The organism is Idiomarina sp. UBA3162 (assembly GCF_002364475.1).
In the GTDB taxonomy this organism is placed as follows: Bacteria; Pseudomonadota; Gammaproteobacteria; order Enterobacterales; family Alteromonadaceae; genus Idiomarina.
Genome location: NZ_DEYI01000094.1, coordinates 1 through 20164 on the forward strand (window position 1 = coordinate 1; position 20164 = coordinate 20164).

23 protein-coding genes are annotated in these 20164 nt (G+C 47.4%); 11 read left to right on the forward strand and 12 right to left on the reverse strand.

The window, feature by feature from the left end:
- Positions 1–126 (reverse strand): SsrA-binding protein (locus B2X00_RS11265; RefSeq protein WP_290487710.1); only part of this gene is annotated, 126 nt, incomplete at its 3' end.
- Between the two features lie 108 nt (positions 127–234).
- Here B2X00_RS11265 and B2X00_RS11270 point away from each other — a divergent pair.
- Genes B2X00_RS11270 through sixA form a run of 3 tightly spaced genes read left to right on the forward strand, consistent with a single transcriptional unit; the run spans position 235 to position 1507 of the window.
- Complete coding sequence (locus tag B2X00_RS11270; RefSeq protein WP_290487688.1) at positions 235–666, forward strand: type II toxin-antitoxin system RatA family toxin; 432 nt, start codon at positions 235–237, stop codon at positions 664–666.
- A gap of 2 nt (positions 667–668) precedes the next feature.
- Entirely contained in the window at positions 669–1013 is a 345-nt protein-coding gene (locus B2X00_RS11275) for an RnfH family protein (protein ID WP_290487689.1), read from the forward strand.
- A 17-nt stretch (positions 1014–1030) separates the two neighbouring features.
- Positions 1031–1507 carry a phosphohistidine phosphatase SixA gene (sixA, locus tag B2X00_RS11280; RefSeq protein WP_290487690.1) on the forward strand — a complete coding sequence of 159 codons (477 nt, stop codon included), beginning with the start codon at positions 1031–1033 and terminating at the stop codon, positions 1505–1507.
- Between the two features lie 3 nt (positions 1508–1510).
- Here sixA and smrB read toward each other — a convergent pair whose 3' ends face one another.
- Positions 1511–2086, reverse strand: a complete 576-nt coding sequence (gene smrB, locus B2X00_RS11285) for an endonuclease SmrB (protein ID WP_290487691.1) — start codon at positions 2084–2086, stop codon at positions 1511–1513.
- Positions 2087–2163: 77 nt separating this feature from the next.
- Between smrB and prmB the strand changes: the two genes are divergently transcribed.
- From prmB to B2X00_RS11310, 5 genes are read left to right on the forward strand one after another with little or no spacing between them, the layout of a single operon-like run.
- Entirely contained in the window at positions 2164–3090 is a 927-nt protein-coding gene (gene prmB, locus B2X00_RS11290; RefSeq protein WP_290487692.1) for a 50S ribosomal protein L3 N(5)-glutamine methyltransferase, read from the forward strand.
- Between the two features lie 9 nt (positions 3091–3099).
- Complete coding sequence (aroC, locus tag B2X00_RS11295; RefSeq protein ID WP_290487693.1) at positions 3100–4176, forward strand: chorismate synthase; 1077 nt, start codon at positions 3100–3102, stop codon at positions 4174–4176.
- A complete protein-coding gene (locus B2X00_RS11300) occupies positions 4148–4705 on the forward strand; it encodes an elongation factor P hydroxylase (RefSeq protein ID WP_290487694.1) in 558 nt (185 codons plus the stop codon). Before aroC ends, B2X00_RS11300 begins: the two co-directional genes overlap by 29 nt.
- A 15-nt stretch (positions 4706–4720) precedes the next feature.
- Positions 4721–4852: an entericidin A/B family lipoprotein gene (locus B2X00_RS11305; RefSeq protein ID WP_083405101.1), complete on the forward strand. Its 132-nt coding sequence runs from the start codon at positions 4721–4723 to the stop codon at positions 4850–4852.
- Positions 4853–4859: 7 nt separating this feature from the next.
- Entirely contained in the window at positions 4860–6002 is a 1143-nt protein-coding gene (locus B2X00_RS11310) for an ATP-NAD kinase family protein (protein WP_290487695.1), read from the forward strand.
- Here B2X00_RS11310 and B2X00_RS11315 read toward each other — a convergent pair.
- Entirely contained in the window at positions 5999–6319 is a 321-nt protein-coding gene (locus tag B2X00_RS11315) for a 2Fe-2S iron-sulfur cluster-binding protein (RefSeq protein ID WP_290487712.1), read from the reverse strand. The two genes, B2X00_RS11310 and B2X00_RS11315, sit on opposite strands and share 4 nt — an antisense overlap.
- Before the next feature lie 109 nt (positions 6320–6428).
- On the opposite strand from B2X00_RS11315, the gene B2X00_RS11320 reads away from it, so the two are divergent.
- Positions 6429–7739 (forward strand): NCS2 family permease, encoded by a 1311-nt coding sequence (locus tag B2X00_RS11320; protein ID WP_290487696.1) that lies wholly within the window; start codon positions 6429–6431, stop codon positions 7737–7739.
- A gap of 6 nt (positions 7740–7745) precedes the next feature.
- On the forward strand, positions 7746–8231 hold the full coding sequence (gpt, locus tag B2X00_RS11325) for a xanthine phosphoribosyltransferase (protein ID WP_290487697.1): 486 nt from the start codon (positions 7746–7748) through the stop codon (positions 8229–8231).
- Between the two features lie 40 nt (positions 8232–8271).
- Here gpt and B2X00_RS11330 read toward each other — a convergent pair whose 3' ends face one another.
- Positions 8272–9981: a proline--tRNA ligase gene (locus B2X00_RS11330; protein WP_290487698.1), complete on the reverse strand. Its 1710-nt coding sequence runs from the start codon at positions 9979–9981 to the stop codon at positions 8272–8274.
- A gap of 75 nt (positions 9982–10056) precedes the next feature.
- Positions 10057–10770, reverse strand: coding sequence for a tRNA (N6-threonylcarbamoyladenosine(37)-N6)-methyltransferase TrmO (gene tsaA, locus B2X00_RS11335; RefSeq protein ID WP_290487699.1), 714 nt, complete (start codon positions 10768–10770; stop codon positions 10057–10059).
- 219 nt (positions 10771–10989) lie between these two features.
- Here tsaA and B2X00_RS11340 point away from each other — a divergent pair, with 219 nt between their 5' ends.
- Positions 10990–11649, forward strand: coding sequence for a hypothetical protein (locus B2X00_RS11340; RefSeq protein WP_290487700.1), 660 nt, complete (start codon positions 10990–10992; stop codon positions 11647–11649).
- Between the two features lie 19 nt (positions 11650–11668).
- On the opposite strand, the gene rcsF is transcribed toward B2X00_RS11340, so the two are convergent.
- The 7 genes from rcsF to B2X00_RS11375 form a co-directional block, all read right to left on the reverse strand.
- Positions 11669–11965 (reverse strand): Rcs stress response system protein RcsF, encoded by a 297-nt coding sequence (gene rcsF / locus B2X00_RS11345; protein WP_290487701.1) that lies wholly within the window; start codon positions 11963–11965, stop codon positions 11669–11671.
- Positions 11966–12079: 114 nt separating this feature from the next.
- Positions 12080–12493, reverse strand: coding sequence for an H-NS family nucleoid-associated regulatory protein (locus tag B2X00_RS11350; protein ID WP_290487702.1), 414 nt, complete (start codon positions 12491–12493; stop codon positions 12080–12082).
- A gap of 161 nt (positions 12494–12654) precedes the next feature.
- Positions 12655–14301 carry an electron transfer flavoprotein-ubiquinone oxidoreductase gene (locus B2X00_RS11355; protein ID WP_290487703.1) on the reverse strand — a complete coding sequence of 549 codons (1647 nt, stop codon included), beginning with the start codon at positions 14299–14301 and terminating at the stop codon, positions 12655–12657.
- A 14-nt stretch (positions 14302–14315) separates the two neighbouring features.
- Positions 14316–16541: a putative bifunctional diguanylate cyclase/phosphodiesterase gene (locus B2X00_RS11360; protein WP_290487704.1), complete on the reverse strand. Its 2226-nt coding sequence runs from the start codon at positions 16539–16541 to the stop codon at positions 14316–14318.
- 13 nt (positions 16542–16554) lie between these two features.
- Positions 16555–18501, reverse strand: a complete 1947-nt coding sequence (locus tag B2X00_RS11365) for an acetoacetate--CoA ligase (protein WP_290487705.1) — start codon at positions 18499–18501, stop codon at positions 16555–16557.
- A gap of 5 nt (positions 18502–18506) precedes the next feature.
- Positions 18507–19421 (reverse strand): hydroxymethylglutaryl-CoA lyase, encoded by a 915-nt coding sequence (locus tag B2X00_RS11370; protein WP_290487706.1) that lies wholly within the window; start codon positions 19419–19421, stop codon positions 18507–18509.
- 2 nt (positions 19422–19423) lie between these two features.
- On the reverse strand, positions 19424–20164 hold a 741-nt coding region (locus B2X00_RS11375), incomplete at its 5' end, for a biotin/lipoyl-containing protein (protein ID WP_290487708.1).

Below are 20164 nucleotides of genomic sequence, written 5' to 3' on the forward strand. Positions count from 1 at the left end.
ACTTTTTACTTCCCAGCCTTGTAGACTGATGCCCGCCTCAAATTTTTCTTCAAGAAAATATTCATGGCGTGCTTTTTTATTCAGTGCGATGGTCGAACTATTTGATTGTGATTTTTTCTTACTCATGGCAACTATTATACCCATGAAAAACTAAAAGAAAATTCATTTTAAGGGCTTCAATGAATACGTGTTTGAGTTATCATTGCGCTAAACGAAGTAAGCGACAGAGGATTCATGCCTAGCATATCAAAAAGCACGCTGGTCTCATACAGCGCTGAGCAGATGTTTGACTTGGTTAATGACATAGAGTCATACCCTGATTTTGTACCAGGGTGTGTTGGCTCTCAAGTACATGAATCTAACTCGGACTTTAAGGTTGCTAGCCTCGATATTAGTAAGGCAGGTATTAAGAAACGGTTCACTACGCGCAACCGTTTATTTAAACCTGAGCGCATCGATATGTCTCTTGAAGACGGTCCGTTTGAATCACTGAGTGGGGGATGGCAGTTTATTCCCCTCGCTGATAACGCGTGTAAAATTCAATTTGACCTGACCTTTGAATTTTCAAACCGATTATTGGGTATGGCTTTTGGTAAGGTATTTAGCGAGGTTACCGCGCGTATGGTTGATGCCTTTGCTCAACGCGCTAAGCAGGTGTACGGGTAGGTATGGCGATGATGGTGATTGAAGTTGCCTACGCGACGCCAGAGCGACAAGCAATCCTAACAGTGACTGTGGCTGAGGGAACCGACGTGAAAACCTGTATCGAACGGTCGGGCATATTGGAACAGTTCACTGATATTGATCTTGGGAAACAGAAAGTAGGCATTTGGAGTAAGGCAACGAAACTCGATGCGCAACCACGGGACGGTGATCGTATTGAAATTTATCGCCCACTTATAGCGGATCCAAAAGCGATACGTAAAAAGCGGGCAGAACGAGCAAAACAAGAAGGGCGCGCCGATAGAGTGACGGGTGGGCGGCCCGATGCGAAACGCCGAACGAGCGACTAAGCGAAGTAGGAGTTGGGATGAAGCTTTATATCATGCGTCATGGGCAAGCCGAACCGATGTCTGATCCTTGGCCGGATAGTGAACGTCGTCTCACTGACGAGGGTATTACCGAAGTACGACATGCGAGCGAATGGCTGATACAACAATGCGATGTTGTTGAGCAGTGTTATACCAGCCCCTACCAGCGTGCGCGAGAAACGCAGAGGGTCATGAATGAGCGGTTAAACTGCCGTGAAGTCAAAGTGTTGGACTGTTTAACTCCGGAAAAGCGAGTTCATGAAACAGTGACTGAGTTAGCCGCTGAACTTGCTATAGTGGGTGTGAAGTCTGCACTCGTGGTGACGCATATGCCACTAGTAAGTTATTTAGTGGCTGAAATCGATAAAACCCAACAGCCGCCGATCTTTTCTACGGCAGCGATCGCTGAAATCGACTTTGACCCGGCAACGGGTATCGGAAAATTGCGACAGCTGATGCAACCGGAGCACTGCTAATCGTTACTCAGGCGCTTGCAGTAGTATCAGTACTGCCGCATCGCCGCCAAACGTTTTTGGTGCCTGATGAAAGGCGCGCACGGCAGGATGTTGAATAAGCCAATGAGGCAGTTGTTTTTTCAGTACACCAGTGCCGTGACCGTGCATGACTGAACAGCACTGTATTAACTCTTTCTCGCAAGCCGTTAACATCGCGGCCAATTCGTGTTTAGCCTGTGCAACGGTTAAACCGTGCAAATCAAGTAACATTTCTGGGGCGTAGTCACCGCGGCGTAATTGCTTTGCTAAGTAGCTACTTTCACCCGGAGCCGTATACGCCACTTTGTCATCGCCTAAATAGCCTTCGAAGTTGTCAGAAAATGTATCTCGTACTATGTCTTGAACATCTTTAACCTCTTGCTTTTGACGTTTGTGGTGCTTTTGCTGGATTTTCTCTCGAGCTGATAGCGGAGCTATCTCATCGTTTTCTATCGGTTGAATACCCGCCATCGCTTGCCTAAACAGATCGCGATCATCTGCATCGAATACAGCATCTTGATCGTTATTTTTTTTATCACTCGATTTGTATTTTGAAGCCATGATGGATGATTCCTAGCGTCGCTTAAGGTATCTTATACAGCAGTTAAGTATAACCGATTTACTATCAGGGGATAAGTTTGGATTCAGAAGCGACTCAGCAAGCCATTGGTGAATTACACACGATTGATGACATTTTACGTTGGAGTGTCAGTCAAATGGCCAGTGCCGGTGTCTATTTTGGGCACGGATACGCCAATGCCGTGGAAGAAGCGCGAGCGCTGCTCGGGCATGTGGTGTCATTAACGCCTGATGAACTCATTGACATGCGCCACTGCCGTCTGACCACCCAAGAAAAGACCAATTATGTAGCGTTACTCGGTCGCCGAATTGCTGAGCGCACGCCAGCTGCCTACATCTTGAATCAAGCTTGGTTCGCGGGCTTACCATTCTATGTGGATGAGCGCGTTTTGGTTCCACGTTCGCCGTTTGCTGAACTTATCGAACAAGGCTTTCAGCCGTGGTTGACGCAAGCGCCTGAGCGAGTGTTGGATATGTGTACCGGCAGTGGGTGTATTGCGATTGCGTGTGCCTACGCGTTTCCAGAGGCCGAAGTGGATGCCACGGATATATCGACTGATGCGCTGGCAGTAGCAGAATACAATATTGCTGAGCATGGGCTCGATGCGCAAGTGTTTCCTATTCAATCCGATGTGTTTGCTGGGTTGCAAGGTCAACAATATGACCTAATCGTTACCAATCCACCCTACGTTGATGCCGAAGATATGTCGGATTTACCTGATGAGTTTAAGCATGAACCAGAGCTCGGTTTAGCCGCAGGTGATGATGGCTTAAGTTTGGTCGATACGATGTTACTCGAAGCGGCCGATCATTTGACCGACAATGGTTTACTGTTTTGTGAAGTCGGCAATTCTATGACAGCGCTGGATGAGAAGTATCCTGAGACCGGCTTTATTTGGTTAGAGTTTGAGCGCGGTGGACACGGTGTCTTTGTGCTCAATAAAGCGCAACTTGAACATCACCGTGCGTGTTACGGAAATTCGTAGGAGCGAGTCATGGCTGGGAATACGTGGGGTACATTATTTACCGTAACGACTTTTGGTGAAAGTCATGGTGTAGGGCTCGGCGCTGTGGTTGATGGATGTCCCGCAGGTATCGAGCTCAGTCACGAAGATATACAACAAGCACTTGACCGGCGTCGTCCTGGCACCAGCCGTTATACCACGCAACGGCAGGAACCCGATCAGGTTGAGATCTTATCGGGTGTGTTTGAAGGCCGCACAACAGGGACACCGATCGGCCTGGTTATTCGCAATCAAGACCAACGAAGCCAAGACTATAGCGCCATCAAACAACAGTTTCGTCCAGGCCATGCCGATTATACCTACCTTAAAAAATATGGTATCCGCGATTACCGAGGCGGTGGCCGTTCTTCAGCACGTGAGACAGCAATGCGTGTCGCAGCCGGTGCTATTGCAGCCAAAGTGTTGGCTCAGCAGGGGATCAGTATTCGCGCCGCGTTGACTCAGATGGGTTCCGTGCACGCACCGGTACAAGCATGGTCTGCAGTAAAGGAAAATGCATTTTTCTGCGCTAACCCCGATGCGGTTGAGTCGATGGATGCGTTGATACGCGAGTTAAAAAAGCAAGGCGATTCGGTTGGCGCACGCATTTACGTCGAGGCGCAGGGCGTTCCTGTTGGCTGGGGTGAACCGGTATTTGATCGTTTAGATGCAGATATCGCTAAGGCATTGATGAGCATTAATGCCGCAAAAGCGGTTGCAGTGGGCGATGGATTTGACGTGGTGACGCAGCGCGGTAGCGAGCATCGTGATGAAATGACGACTGCGGGATTTCAATCCAATCATGCCGGCGGTGTACTCGGCGGCATTTCAACAGGGCAAACAGTGACTGCGGAAGTGGCATTTAAGCCCACCTCCAGTATTAGTATTCCGGGTAAAACCATCACAACCGATGGCGAGCCCGTTGATATCGTCACTAAAGGACGACACGATCCCTGTGTAGGCATTCGTGCAGTGCCTATCGTTGAGGCCATGATGGCATTGGTTTTAGTGGATCATTTTTTACGTGATAGAGGTCAGAATGCAGGTGTCCAGCGCACCCCACTGTAAGCAACATGCGCGTCACTACCAGCAATTAATCGATATTTTTAACCAGTGTTTTGCAGCAACTGAACGTACGATATTGGTGTGCGGTGACGATGAACCCTATTATCGCCCCGCAGCAGAGGGTGAAACCCATCATCAAGTGGTATTCGCTCACGGCTTTTTTGCTTCCGCACTGCATGAGGTCGCCCACTGGTGTATTGCAGGGCGGGTGCGACGTCATATCTTCGATTATGGTTATTGGTATGTGCCGGACGGCCGAGATGCCATGCAGCAGCAACAGTTTGAAAAAGTCGAAGTGAAGCCCCAAGCGCTCGAGAAATTATTTTCTGAGTGTGCGGGGGTGCCGTTTCAGGTCAGCGTCGATAACTTATCAGGCATTGAGGTCGACCGCGCTGCCTTTGATAGTAAAGTAAGCGATCAACTTTTCGATTTTTTGCGTACTTCATTACCGACGAGAGCGAAAGTTTTTGCTCAAGCATTATGTCGTTATTACCAACGACCCTGGCCTCCGGCTGAGGCGTTGGCACGTTAACATCGAGGAGGAATTATGAAACGCTATTTTGCTATGTTGATTGCGGTCATTGGTCTTGCAAGTTGCTCTACCATTGAAGGTATGGGTCAAGATGTTGAAGATGCAGGCGAAGCTATCGAAGAGTCTGCGGATGAAAATGGAGCTTAAATAACGCATGCAGTACAGCCGTCGTTTCTCGATTGGATTAGTCATTAACCCGTTTGCGGGGATAGGGGGCGCAGTCGCCCTAAAAGGCAGTGATGGCGAGCAAACACGCCAAAAGGCGCTTGCCTTAGGGGCAACCCCAAAAGCCAACCAACGCGTCTCGACGGCGCTACGTGAGTTAAAGCAATTAGCTGACCAAGTTCATTTTATTACCGCTGCTGGCGCCATGGGTGCCGACGTGCTCGACGCGTTAGGCTTTAGCCACGACGTCGTTTATCAATCCAGTGCTGAACAAACTGAAGCCTCGGATACACAAGCAGCGGTGACTGCGATTCAGCAGCACCGCCCCGATGTCATCGTGTTTGCGGGTGGGGATGGAACTGCCCGCGATGTGTATCAAGTTATCGATGACGAACAGCTGGTGTTAGGCATTCCGGCTGGCGTTAAAATCCACTCGGGGGTGTATAGCATCAGCCCCAAAGCAGCCGCGCGCGTGATCGAAAACATGGTCAGTGGTGGGTTATCGAGCGTTCGCTATGCGGATGTGATGGATATCGATGAAGCGTTATTTCGACAAGGCACGGTCAAGGCAAAACGCTTTGGCGAAATGTTAGTGCCTGACGAGTTGCAGTATATCCAAGCGGTAAAAATGGGTGGCAAAGAGAGCGATGAACTCGTGTTGGCAGACTTAGCTGCTGAGATCGAGGAGCGTTTGGATGAAGAATATTTGATTGTAGGGTCCGGTTCGACCATAAACGCTATTATGGAAGACTTGGGGCTGAGCAATACATTGCTCGGTGTCGACTGGGTGCATGATGGTCAGGTGTTGGCACAGGATCTCACTGAGGCTGAACTGTATCAACGGGTGACCGCTTTACCGCAGGGGCAGGTCAAGCTATTGGTGACCGTGATCGGCGGTCAAGGGCACGTTATTGGGCGTGGTAATCAGCAATTGAGTCCACGTGTGTTAGAAGCCGTTGGACGTGAGAATCTTTGGATTGTTGCAACGAAAACTAAACTGAAAGGTTTAGACGGACGCCCGTTACGCATTGATTCAGGGGATGAAGCGCTCGACCACGCATGGTCCGGTATGATTTCGGTCATAACCGGTTACCATGATGAAGTGGTCGTGCGTATTGAGGCGGTAGATTAAAACTGACGCTTAGGTAAGTGGACGACAAGTCCGTCGAGCGCTTCGGTCATTTCAATCTGGCAACTTAAGCGGCTGTTGTCTTCCGGATCTATTGCCATATCGAGCATGTCTTCTTCTTGCTCGGACGCTTCGGGTAGTTTGCTTAACCACGCTTTGTCGACATAAACATGACACGTAGCGCAGGATAAAACACCGCCACATTCACCGACAATTCCGTCGATGAAATTTTCAGTTGCGGCTTCCATGACATTGGTACCCACATCAACGTCGGCCTCGTGTTGACCACCATCGGCATCAACAAAATATACGGTTGGCATCATTCATTCCTTTTACTGCATTCATAATTGTTGCCCGATAGGATAGAATACGCGGCTTTTAAGCTCAATCCAAAAATCGCATTTGTAGCACAAATAGGGTGGGAATTTCATGCAAGCAGTGGCGGCTTGGTTAGATAAATGGTTTGGTTTTTATAGTCGCGGGAGCTCGGTTAAAAAGGAAGTCATTGGTGGCGCGACAACCTTTCTAACCATGGCATATATTATTTTTGTTAATCCATCGATTCTGAGTGAAGCGGGCATGGATTATGGAGCAGTTTTTGTTGCGACGTGTTTAGCCGCTGCAATAGGTTGCTTTGTGATGGGGTTTTGGGCGAACTATCCCGTCGCCTTAGCACCCGGCATGGGTCTCAATGCGTTCTTTACTTACTCCGTTGTTGGCGGAATGGGCTATGATTGGCAGACTGCTCTCGGCGCGGTATTTTTCTCCGGTATTACCTTCTTCTTATTATCGGTGTTCCGCGTGCGAGAATGGATTATCCAGTCCATTCCAATGACGTTACGTCGAGCGATAGCTGCCGGTATTGGAGCTTTTTTAGCGCTTATTGGATTAAAAAACGCAAATATTGTAGTGGCTAATGACGCTACCATTGTGACGCTAGGTCACTTAGGCGATCCATCGGTTATTCTCGCGGCGTTTGGTTTCTTTACGATTATTGGATTAGCGGCGCGAGGTGTGCAAGGTGCTGCGTTGATGAGCATCCTTGCTATTACCTTAATTGCTTGGGTTTTAGGTTACGTAGATTTTACTGGCATAGCCTCAATGCCGCCGAGCTTAGCGCCGACGTTTATGCAGATGAATATCGAAGCTGCGTTTGACTTAGGTATGCTCTCGGTGATCTTTGCGTTTCTATTCGTCGACTTGTTCGATACCTCAGGTACGTTATTGGCGGTTGCTCAAAAGGCAGGACTGGCTAAAAAAGATGGAACGCTTCCTCGTTTAGAGCGGGCTTTAATGGCGGATAGCACGGCCACAGTTGCTGGCTCAATGATGGGTACATCTACCACAACGAGTTATGTCGAATCGGCGGCAGGTGTGGCCTCAGGCGGTAAAACAGGGCTTGCAGCTGTGGTCGTGGGCGTCTTGTTTCTTCTGGCGATGTTTTTCTCGCCGTTAGCCGGCATGATTCCACCGTACGCAACGGCCGGCGCAATTATTTATGTCGCAGTGTTGATGTTATTTACTTTACAGGATGTCGATTGGAATGACATAACCGAGGCGGCACCGGTAATGGTGGTGCTACTCATGACACCACTCACGTTTTCTATTGCCGATGGTATTGCGCTGGGCTTTATCAGCTATGTGGTTATTAAACTCCTCGCTGGGAAAAGCAAAGAACTGACGTTTAGCGTGATACTATTGGCACTATTGTTTGTAAGTAAATTCATTTGGTTGGGGTAACAGATTATGGGTTGGCACTCAAATAGAGAGTTTTTTGTTTCTTGGGAAGAACTACACCGCGCGACGCGTGAGCTGGCGCACCGTCAGTTACCCGCTGAGCAGTATAAGGGCGTGATCGCAGTCAGCCGTGGTGGTTTGGTGCCCGCAGCGATCATCGCGCGTGAGCTTAACCTTCGCACTGTTGATTGTGTGGCGGTGAGTTCTTATGCACACGATCAGCAAAAAGATGACTTGGCGTTGCTAAAAGACGTATCAGCGACCGAAGACGGCGAAGGCTTTCTGGTTGTAGACGATTTGGTCGATACGGGTAACACATTAAAGTTTCTGCGTAAGCGTCTACCCAAAGCAAAATTTATTACGGTTTATGCCAAACCGGCTGGCATTGACTTAGTCGATGATTATGTGGCCGATCTCGAGCAAGAGACTTGGATCCACTTTCCGTGGGATATGCATTTGCATTATGTCGAGCCATTGGCGGGACAGGAAAGCTAAGCCTATAAAAAACCCCGCATTTGCGGGGTTTTTAGTGTGATTATGCGTTGCGCAAGGTCTGATTCAAAAACTCAAGCACGTTGTTAATTGGCATTTTTTGTTTGTCGCGGTCACTACGTGATTGGTACTCGACCATTTCTTCATCGAGGTTACGTTCACCAATGACGATTTGATGCGGCACGCCGATCAATTCCATATCGGTAAACATAACGCCGGGGCGTTCTTTGCGATCATCGAATAGCACATCAAAGCCCGCATCGCGTAGCTGTTGGTAGAGGTCATTAGCTACTTTTTGTACGCGTGCAGATTTATGCATATTCATCGGTACAATGGCTACTTCAAATGGAGCGAGCTCCGTTGGCCAGTTGATACCGCGGTCATCGTGAAATTGCTCAATCGCTGCAGCGACAACACGCGAAACACCGATACCGTAACAGCCCATCGTTAGAGTTTCGTGTTTGCCCGTTTCTGACAACACGCCCACTTTCATGGCGTTGCTGTATTTCTTACCTAGCTGGAAGATATGACCCACTTCGATACCGCGAGCTATTTGCAAGGTACCTTTGCCACATGGACTTGGATCGCCAGTCACCACGTTACGAATATCTTCGACAGCAGAAATACTTGCATCACGGTTCCAGTTTACGCCCGTGAGCCACTGACCTTGTTTGTTTGCACCGCAGGCAAAGTCTGCAAGAGCGGCCGCGCTGCGATCAACGATTACCGGCATTGATGCGTTAACAGGACCAATAAAAGCTGCGTGACAGCCCATCAGTTTCTCACTATCAAGCACCTGTAATGGCGTAGCTACTTGCGGTAACTTTTCTGTTTTAATGGTGTTGAGTTCATGGTCAGCTCGCCAAACGAGCATCACGGCTTCAGACTCAACATCATCACTGGCTTTCACTAGTGTACATTGCACAGCTTGTTGCGCATCAACGGCCAAAGGTTGAAGAAATGCACTCACTTCGTGGCCTGTCACATCATTAACTTGCTTGTCTTGGCTCGGTGCTGCGCGCTCACCAGAAGGAGCGAGCGCTTCGGCCATCTCAACGTTGGCTGCATAGTCAGAACCATCAGAGAAGGCAATCGCATCTTCGCCTGAGCCTGCTAATACATGAAACTCATGTGAAGCATGTCCGCCGATTGAGCCGGTATCGGCTATGACCGGTCTAAAGTCCAAACCTAGACGTTGGAAGATACGACAATAAGCGTCATACATCTCATCATAGGCTTGTTGCAGTGATTCATCGGTTAAATGGAAAGAGTAAGCATCTTTCATCATGAACTCACGTGCACGCATCACGCCAAAACGTGGGCGAATTTCGTCACGGAACTTGGTTTGAATTTGAAATAATGTAAGCGGTAATTGCTTATAGCTGCTGACTTCTTTGCGCACCAGTTCACTGATAATTTCTTCGTGAGTGGGGCCGAGTAAGAAATCGCGCTCATTGCGGTCTTTAATACGCAACAGTTCAGGGCCGTAATCATCCCAGCGCCCAGACTCCTGCCATAAGTCAGCAGGTTGAACCATCGGCATTAAGATCTCGAGTGCGTTGATACGTTCCATTTCTTCACGTACTACACGCTCAACTTTTTTAAGTACACGCAGACCTGTTGGTGTCCAGGTGTAGAGTCCCGCTGCCACTTTTCGGATCATGCCGGCTCGCAGCATTAGCTGATGACTGACAATCTCAGCATCAGAAGGCGTTTCTTTTAAAGTAGATAGTAAATATTGACTGCTGCGCATGGTCGAACAATCTCTATGTCAGTTGAACAAAATCGGAGGGAAGTTTAACAGCCTATCTGCAAGCGACAAAGCCTTTTACGGACAATAGCGGACAATTTTTTCCACTACGACACACTTGTCACGTACTTGCCAGTGAATATCTAAATCATAAAGTCGGCTAGCATAAATCTTAGCATCAGCTTTTTGTTTTTTATAAGCGGGTCGAACGTCAAAACCGAGTAATTCACTGATTAACTCGCGTAGATTTGGATAGCTAGTAGCGTTGTGCTCCATAAAGTGGCTCGCTGGCTCACTAAATACCACCGACAAACTAGGTTGAGGCGCTGAAGGCGCAAGTGAACTGGTGGCATCACTGATAGCATCGCAGTAGGGAATATAGGGTTTGATATCAATAATGGGCGTGTTGTCAACTAAATCGGCGCCGGCGACGACTAAATGAAAATAAGGTTCGTGATTAACTGCTAACAGCTTAACCGCGGATAAGCCTATGTTGCTGGGCCGAAAAGGCGAACGTGTGGCAAAAACTCCGACTTTTTGGTTTCCACCAAGACGCGGTGGTCTTACTTGAGCTTGCCACTGTGATTCTGCGTTATGGTGAAACTCAAACAGTAACCAAAGATGACTGTGTTGTTCGATTCCGCTAAACGCAGCGAGATAGTCGTAATCGCCGTAAGGCTTGATGATGCCCTCGGCATGGGCGGCGAGACCAGGTTGACGCGGCACACTAAACTTTTCAGGGAAAGGTGTGTGGATGTGGGCAATGGTTTGCGACGTTGGTTTATTTGTCATTTCTCTTAACTGTTAGCGGATTTAACTAAATTTTAGCGATTGGGTAAATTTAAAATGCTGCGCCAGTGCGATGGAATCAATTTAACCTATTGTATTTAAAAGAAAAAATAACATTGGCACGCGCTTTGCTCAACCTTGTTTACAACGTAACGGTTTAGTTGGACGTGGCTTAGCTGTTAGCAACGTCAGCTACAAAAATAACATAGAAAGGGAAGCAACATGATGAAAAATAAAGTTTGGCCAATTGCGATTTGCTTGGTGGGCGGATTAACAGTGACTTCAGCCGCGTGCGCACAAGACGTTGTTAAACGTTCACATACATTTAACGTATCATCAGACACCGAACTGAGCGTTGAAGCCGCTGTCGGTACCGTTAAGTTCGTGAAAGGCGACATAAACTCGCAGGTTGTTGAAGTTGAACTCGTTATAGAAGCCAATGATGATAGCTTCTTCTACGGTGGTGGTGATATCAATAGCGTGCATTTAGAAGCCGACCAACACGGTAATGAATTGGAGCTCAGCATTGAGCCTGATGACGAAGAAGTTGAAGTCACCTGGCGCATTACATTACCTAAAATGCATAGCGTTGATGCCGACTTAGGTGTCGGTGAGATGTCAGGAGAGTTATACACCACCGATGCGTCGTTTGAGGTGGGTGTTGGAGAAATCGATTTAGTATTGCACGGAGGCAATGTCGATAAAGTTAAAGCTGAGGCTGGCATTGGTGATACCCGCATTCGCGGTTCGGTGCGAGGTGACTTAAATAGCGAACGTGTATTAATGACCTCTGAAAGCGAGCTCACCAGTACCGGAGATTACCGTATTAAGGCAGAAGTCGGTGTTGGTGATATCACACTTGATTTTAAAGAGTTAAATTAAGCTAGTGGGTCGGCGGCGACTATTGTTTAGGCGCCGCTGCTTGACCAAAACAACTGACTGACGTGTAGCATCGTGAGCTCGCGTCAGTCGGAATATTAAAGCACTGCATTGCAAATACGTCAGTCGCACCGAACCTTGCCGCATCTTCCCGCAGCGCTTGCTGTGCATCTTTCGCTGAAGCGGCAGGCTGATTGAAGCCCACTTGACAGCTATCGCCTGTCACAATACTTAGCAACTTAAAAGGTGAAGCCGCACTTAACGATTGTTTATGCAGCGTCACTTCGCTTGAGGAAACGTTGGTTGTCGCGTCCGTCATGGCCAAACTCTGCGGCCATTGAAAAGAAGAACATCCCGTGAGTAAAGTACTGCAGCAGCTTGCTGCTAATAATGCTCGATAAAACAACGAACGTCTCCCATTTGAGTATTTTGATTACTTTATCAAAAATTCCTCTAATGAACGACCATTGTCAAGTGCGTTTTGTAATGCTTTAGGCATGCGGCCTTGACCCGTCCAGGTTTTAGACTCGCCATTTTCATCTTTAAATTCATACTTAGGTGGTTTCGGCGCACGTTTGCGTTTTGGTGAGGCCAATTTATCACCACCGATCTCATCTTCTAAAATGTCAGAAATATCAATTCCAGCTTCTTGCATATTACGTTTTAATTCTGCAATTTTCTGGCGTTTTTCTTCAAGCGCTTTCTCTTGCTCAAGGGCTTCTTCTTCACGCTTACTGATTACATTGTCGAGTTTCTTTTGAATTTCATGTAGCTCATTCAAATCCAACTCTTTAAGAGCGGCATTTAATCGACGTTCGTGCGTAATTATATTAATAAATTCGCTCATAGATTTTCTCCAGTAATTAATAATTGGCGATTATTTTATAAAACAAATGACACGCACAATTCTATAAGTAAAGGCTAAATACGAGATATATTACAATTGGATTAGCGATTTATTTATAAATATCAAAAAGGCGAGCTAGGCTCGCCTTTTTTACGCACAATTTACATATTTGGGTAGGTTGGACCGCCACCGCCTTCTGGAACGACCCAGGTAATATTCTGGCTGGGATCTTTTATGTCACAGGTTTTGCAATGAATACAATTTTGCGCATTTATTTTAAATACATCTTTACCATCTTCCTCAACAACTTCATAAACCCCCGCAGGGCAATAACGTTGAGCCGGTTCCGCATATTCAGGCAAATTCACAGTGAGCGGAATATCAGCGTCTTTTAACTGCAGGTGACAGGGTTGGTCTTCTGCATGGTTGGTATTCGACAAAAAGACAGAGGATAAGCGATCAAATGTGATTTTATTGTCCGGTTTAGGATAATCGATCGGTTGATAATTATTGGCTTTCTCTGTGCATTTATAATCAGGCGTCCACTCTTTAAATTTAAAGGGTAGTTTTCCACCAAAATAATTTTGGTCAAGTGTATTATATGCGCCACCTAAGAGGGTACCGAGTTTGTGCACTGCGCCACCGAAATTACGTGAGCGGTATAACTCATCAAACACCCAAGAATGTTCAAATGCCTTTTTGTAAGCCTCAAGGTCGCTATGTTGCTGGCCTTGAGAAATCGCGTCAAAAACTGTTTCAGCAGCCAACATGCCTGATTTCATCGCCGTGTGATTCCCTTTAATCTTTGAAAAATTAAGGGTGCCGGCATTACAACCCAATAAAATGCCGCCTGGGAAAGTCATCTTAGGCAATGAATAATAACCACCTTTAGCGATGGCACGCGCGCCATAAGTTACACGTTTGCCATTTTCTAGCACCGCCTTAATTGCGGGGTGAGTTTTAAAGCGTTGAAACTCTTGAAACGGATTTAAATATGGATTTTTATAGTTTAAATCGATAATTAAACCGACATAAACCTGCCCATCATCGGCATGATACAAATAACCACCACCAGAACCATTGTCATCCAATGGCCACCCCGCGGTGTGAACAACTTTACCAGGCTCATGTTGTTCAGCTGGGACATCCCAGATCTCTTTGAAACCAATACCGTAATGCTGTGGTGTAGCGTCCTTATCGAGCTCAAACTGTTGCAATAACTGTTTACCCAAGTGGCCGCGGCAACCTTCGGCAAACAGTGTATATTTAGCTCTTAACTCCATGCCTGGCATGTAACCGTCTTTTTCGGAACCATCTTTGGCTACGCCCATATCGCCAGTAATGACACCACCGACACTACCATCGTCATTTTTTATCAGTTCACTCGCCGCAAACCCCGGAAATATCTCGATACCTAGGCTCTCGGCTTGCTCTGCTAGCCAGCGACAAACATTTCCCATACTGACGATATAATTACCCTCGTTATGGAATGTTTTGGGCACTGCTACATGGGGCAACTCACGGCTATTCTGCGCATCTTTCAAAAGCAGTATTTCATCTTTGGTGACGGCTGTATTGAGTGGAGCTCCTCGCTCTTTCCAGTCTGGGAAAAGCTCATTCATCGCGCGTGGTTCAAATACTGCGCCCGATAAAATGTGGGCACCGATGTCGGCACCTTTTTCGACAACACAGATCATCAATTCTTGCTCTTTTTCTTGGGCAAGCTGTCCGAGCCGGCATGCTGCGGCCAGTCCTGAAGGACCAGCGCCCACGATGACGACATCAAAGTCCATACTTTCGCGTTCCACGTTAACCTCCGTAATCACGAGCTGATGTCAATTGGCATCAACCCCTGATAGTTTTGCAATAGCTGTGTGATTTCTTCTGCGGGGATAGGGCGACTAAATAAGTAACCTTGTCCAACGCCACAGTCTCGGCTTAATAAAAACTCGACTTGTTCGCTGGTCTCAATGCCTTCTGCGACCAACTGGATATTTAAGTTTTTGGCTAGATTAATAATCGTTTGTACGATGACTGCATCGTCTTCATTGTCAGGTAAATCGCGAACAAATGAGCGATCAATTTTCAGTGAAGTGACTGGAAAGTTCTTTAAGTATGACAACGAAGAATAACCGACACCAAAGTCGTCAATAGCCAACGACATACCGTGTTCACGTACCGAGTGCATGAAGTTGGTATGCGATTGAATATTTTCGATAAATACTTGTTCTGTCAGTTCGAGTTCTATAAAGCGCGGTGACAAACGCGCTTCGCTGACGTTGTCCACGATGGTGTCGACCAGATCAGGCAAGTGCAATTGTTTGCCTGAAATATTGATTGCCATGGTAAGGTCGGCGAATCCCATCTCATGCCAACGTTTGAGCTGCTGACATGCCGTTCGCATAACGAACTCAGACAAAGGAATGATGAGGCCCGTGTCCTCCGCGACTGGAATAAATTGGTCAGGGCCGATAACCGTCCCGTCCTCTTTTACCCAACGCACCAGCGCCTCAAGACCGATAATTCTGTGGCCTAACAGTTCGACCTTAGGTTGATAGTAAACCTCAAGTGACTCTTGCTCTACGGCATGACGTAATTGTTTTACCATTTCAAGCTTTTTGGCTAAGTCGCGATGCACAGCCTGGCTATATATATGATAGGTATTGCGACCATTATCTTTCGCTTGATAGAGCGCTGTATCAGCATTTCTAATCAGGTACTCGGGGTTGTTGTCAGCGTCTTCTGCGAATGCGATGCCAATGGACGCACTAATAAATAACTCATATTCATCGACATAAAAATGCGCGTCTAGGGCCTGTAGCATCTGCTCCGCTAAAGTAAGTATATGCTCGCGAGCTGATGAGCGTGGCAGCGCGAGTAAAAACTCGTCACCACCTGAACGCGCTAATACCGCGTCTTTTGGCGCTAACTTTTTAATTCGACGAGCGACTCGTTTAATTAATTCATCACCTACGGTATGACCCAGCGCATCGTTGACCTCTTTAAAGCGATCTAGGTCAACAAATAAAATGGCTGTGAGACCATTCTCTGATGGGTCGTTAAGCCATTCGGTCAGTATTCGCATAAGTGCATTACGATTAATAAGCCGAGTTAACGAGTCGTGCTCGGCGAGATACGCAATTTCTTTTTCTACACGCTCACGCTCGTCGATTTCGGAATACAGTTCAATATTGGCATCGGCGAGTTGCTGAGCTTTATAACGACTTTGCGCTACAATGTAGAACACCAAAGTCAGCATGGCGGTAATAAATAAACCAGTAAATAGTAAGGTCAGCGCAAAGCCTTCCCGTTCGTCTGCTAAACGTGCCGGCGTCATCCATACATGGAGCTGCCATTTTGAGCCTAATAGCTGTAACGTTCGATTCACTGACCACTGTTCGCGCAACGATACATCACCAGCAAACTGGTAAAGCGTTTGACCATCGCGACTTATCGCGACTTGATAACCTTCACTGATATTTTGGCGAATAACATCGTTCAGCAAGTCCTGCAGGCTAATAACTAAGCCTAAAAAGCCTTGCCGCTCGGCGCCATCAATGCGCGAGAACATAACGATATCGCTACCGATCCTGCCGAGGTTACCCGCACTCCCTATCATCGCGTGCTGATTACCCTGAGATTGCGGTAACACCTCGATAAGCTCTGACTGTTTGAAAGGAGTTCCGAGTAGTTGCGCCTGCCGATTCGGGGGGTAGTATTTTTCGATGACTAATTCAGGCGACAACCAAACCATTGCGGTAATACTTTGATAGTACAGTGAGATAATACTGGCATCATCATTCCAACGTTGATCAAGACTTTGTTGGCTCTGCTTTAATTCACGAGCAAATAACTCGGTGGCGAATAGATGCGCCACCAAGTTTTGTCTAATTTCGCGCTGTACGTTATAAGCCTCGTTTTCAAGTGCCTCATGAGCGTCTTGGTTTTCTATATAGCGTACATATGAAAACGCAATAAGCGAGATCAGTATCCCTGTAACGACGGTAATGAGGGCTTGCTTAGCACCCGCAAAAAGCTTTAAACGCATGAATTAGACTCTCTTAACGACTGAGCTCTGGACGATCCTTAAACTCGTTCAAGGCATCGGGGTTCGCCAACGCATCGGTATTCTGTACGGGTTGCCCATGCACAACGTTACGAACCGCAAGTTCAACGATCTTACCACTAATGGTTCTTGGAATATCGTTCACTTGTAATATAACCGCAGGCACGTGTCTAGGGGTAGCGTTTGCGCGAATCGTTTGCTTGATGGTTTTTACTAAGGCGTCGTCAAGTTGCACGCCCTCACGGAGACGCACGAATAGTACCACGCGCTCATCGTCATCCCATTGTTGACCGATAGCAATACTCTCTAGCACAACGTCCACCTTCTCAACTTGGCGGTAAATCTCCGCTGTGCCAATGCGCACACCACCTGGGTTAAGTACTGCATCCGACCGACCGTAAATAATAACGCCGTCATGTTCGGTTAACTCGGCAAAGTCGCCGTGTGCCCAGATGTTATCGAAGCGTGCAAAGTAGGCGTTAAAATAGCGTTGGCCATCGTCATCACCCCAGAACCCAACGGGCATATTGGGAAATGAGTTTTCGCACACCAACTCGCCTTTTTGTTGTTTAACAGCTTCGCCTTGATCATTGTACACGTTGACCGCTAAACCGAGTCCTCGACATTGTAACTCACCGCGATAAACCGGCAGGATAGGGCAGCCTAGGGCGAAGCACGAAACAATGTCGGTCCCGCCTGAAATTGATGATAAGCAGAGGTCAGTTTTGATATCGCGGTAGACGTAGTCAAAACTTTCTGGCGGCAGGACAGAGCCAGTCGTTAATATGCTCCGCAATGCTTTAAGTTCATGAGATTGACGCGGTTTGACATCGGCTTTTTCTAGCGCAGATAAATATTTTGCGCTGGTACCGAACACGCTGATGTGCTCTTCATCGGCAATATCCCAAAGTACTTCTGGTTTAGGAGCGAATGGTGAACCATCAAACAAGACTAACTTCGCACCTAACGCGAGGCCGCTGACCAGCCAGTTCCACATCATCCAGCCACAGGTTGTAAAGTAGAACAGCGTATCTTCACGATCGAGGTCAGTATGCAAGCCGTGTTCTTTGCAATGTTGCAATAGCGTGCCGCCTGCACCGTGAACAATACATTTAGGCACGCCTGTGGTGCCTGAAGAAAACATAATATAGATCGGATGATTGAACGGCTTTCTTACAAAATCAATATCGCTAGCATCATTGTCTAGGAAGTCCTCGTAACGCACCATGCGAGCGTCATCGACCACCTCTGACTGACCGCTAAAGTTAACAAGTACCAAATGCTCAACAGTCGGCAAGTTGTCTGCAATTTCGCTTACTTTATCCTTTATATTGAGATTCTTTTGGTTATAAAAATAGCCATCGACTGTCATCAGGACTTTCGGTTCAATCTGGCCAAAACGGTCGAGTACACCTTGCACACCAAAATCCGGTGAACAGGATGACCAAATTGCACCCAAGCTCGTTGTGGCAAGCATCATTACGATGGTTTCAATGCAATTGGGCATCATTCCTGCGACACGATCGCCACTCGATACACCCTGCGTTTTTAGTGCATGTGCAGCACGAGCAACTTGCAAGTAGAGCGCTTCGTAACTGAGCTCTTGGCGCTCACCGTTCTCGCCGCGAAATACCAGTGCGCTGTGGTTATCTTTATGGCGCAGTAGGTTTTCCGCAAAGTTTAACTCAGCCTCTGGAAACCACTTGGCACCCGGAAGCTTGTCTTTATCTTGAACAATGACGTCGCCTTTTTCGCCAATCACATCAAAGTAATCCCAAATCAGCGACCAAAATGCTTCGTTGTTATCAATCGACCATTGATAAAGTTCGTGATAATTCGCAAGCCCTGCGTCATTATGCACGTTTATCTGTTGCAGAAAATCGCTCATGCGCGCTTCAGCGATTTGATCCGCACTGGGTTGCCAAAGTCGTTCTGCTGCCATGTTAATTATCCTTTTTTTGCCAATTCTGCGAGTGCTACTTGAGAGCGAGGGCCATGCCCAAGGTGTTGACAAATATCAGCACCTGCACGGACGAGTGCATCAAGCTCGACGCCCGTCCTAATGCCCATTCCGTTTAACATGTATACCACATCTTCGGTCGCTACATTACCGCTGGCGCCTTTTGCATACGGGCAACCGCCTAAGCCTGCCACCGCACTATCAACGGTATTCACCCCGAGTTCCAAACAGGCAAGAATATTTGCTAAAGCCTGCCCGTAGGTATTGTGGAAGTGCAATGCCAATTGGTTGGCCGGCACCACCTCAAGTACAGCCTTGACCATTTCAGCCGCTTGTAGCGGTGTACCCACACCAATCGTGTCGCCAAGGGATACTTCGTAACAGCCCATATTAATCAACTGTTGCGCCACATGCGCAACATCCTTTAGTGGTACATCGCCTTGATAGGGACAGCCTAAAACGCAGGAAACATAGCCGCGAACACGTACATTCGCTTGTCGTGCTTGGGCGATGACTGGCCGAAAGCGTTCTAGAGACTCGTCGATAGAACAATTGATGTTACGTTGACTAAATTGTTCTGATGCGGCACCAAAAACGGCAACCTCGTCAGTATTAACAGCGAGCGCGTTCTCCAATCCTTTTAAATTGGGTGTCAGGGCTGAGTAGGTAATCCCTGGCTGACGCTCGATCTGTTCCATGATCGCACTACTGTCGGCCATTTGTGGTACCCACTTCGGGCTAACAAAACTCGCGCTTTCAATATATGTTAAACCTGTTTTAGACAGGGCATTAATCAGGTCAATTTTTGCGGGGGTTGGCACCGCCACTTCATTTTGTAAGCCATCGCGTGGACCGACTTCGACGATATTAACTTCATCCGGCATAGCGCTGCGTTTAAACATGCTTACTCCTTTTCGGCAATAGCAACGAGTTCGTCACCATCACTCACTAAGTCACCCTGAGCAAAAAATACGTCAGTGACTTCACCGGCACAATGCGCTTTGATGGTGTATTCCATCTTCATCGCTTCCATGATGACCAGGGCTTGGTCTTTCTCAACGTGATCGCCGTTGCTGACCAAAACATCTGTGATTGTGCCATTCATCGGCGCGACCAGGCCTCCACCGGCGTTGTCATCGACCAAGGTATCAGCCACCTTATGGCGATGCAGTGTCACTGGACCTTGTTCGGTAAATACTGTGATAGTGTCATCACAGGTTGCAATGTAGCGCTGATAGCGATGACCGTTCACAATAAGGTTAAGCTGATCATCTCGGATACTCGCTTGGATGGCAAAGCGCTCTTCGCCAATCGCCACGCTAAAGCCATTATCTGTTTGCTCGAGCTCAACACGATTCAGTTCTTCGCCCTCACTGAATTCAATCACATGAACGGCGGCTTCGTTCAAACGCAGTCCATCAGCACGATTCCAGGGACTATTATTGGTGGTGATTTGCGTTTGACGTTGCAATACATCAAATACTGCTGCTTCAGTGCGCACCCAATTAAGATCTTGGGTCGATTCTGGGAATAACGATTGTTCATACTGTTGGATAAATTCAGTCGTGAGATCCATGCGCATAAATGCTGGATGGCTTGCTAATCGGTGTAAAAACTCAATATTTGTATGCAAGCCGGTTACACG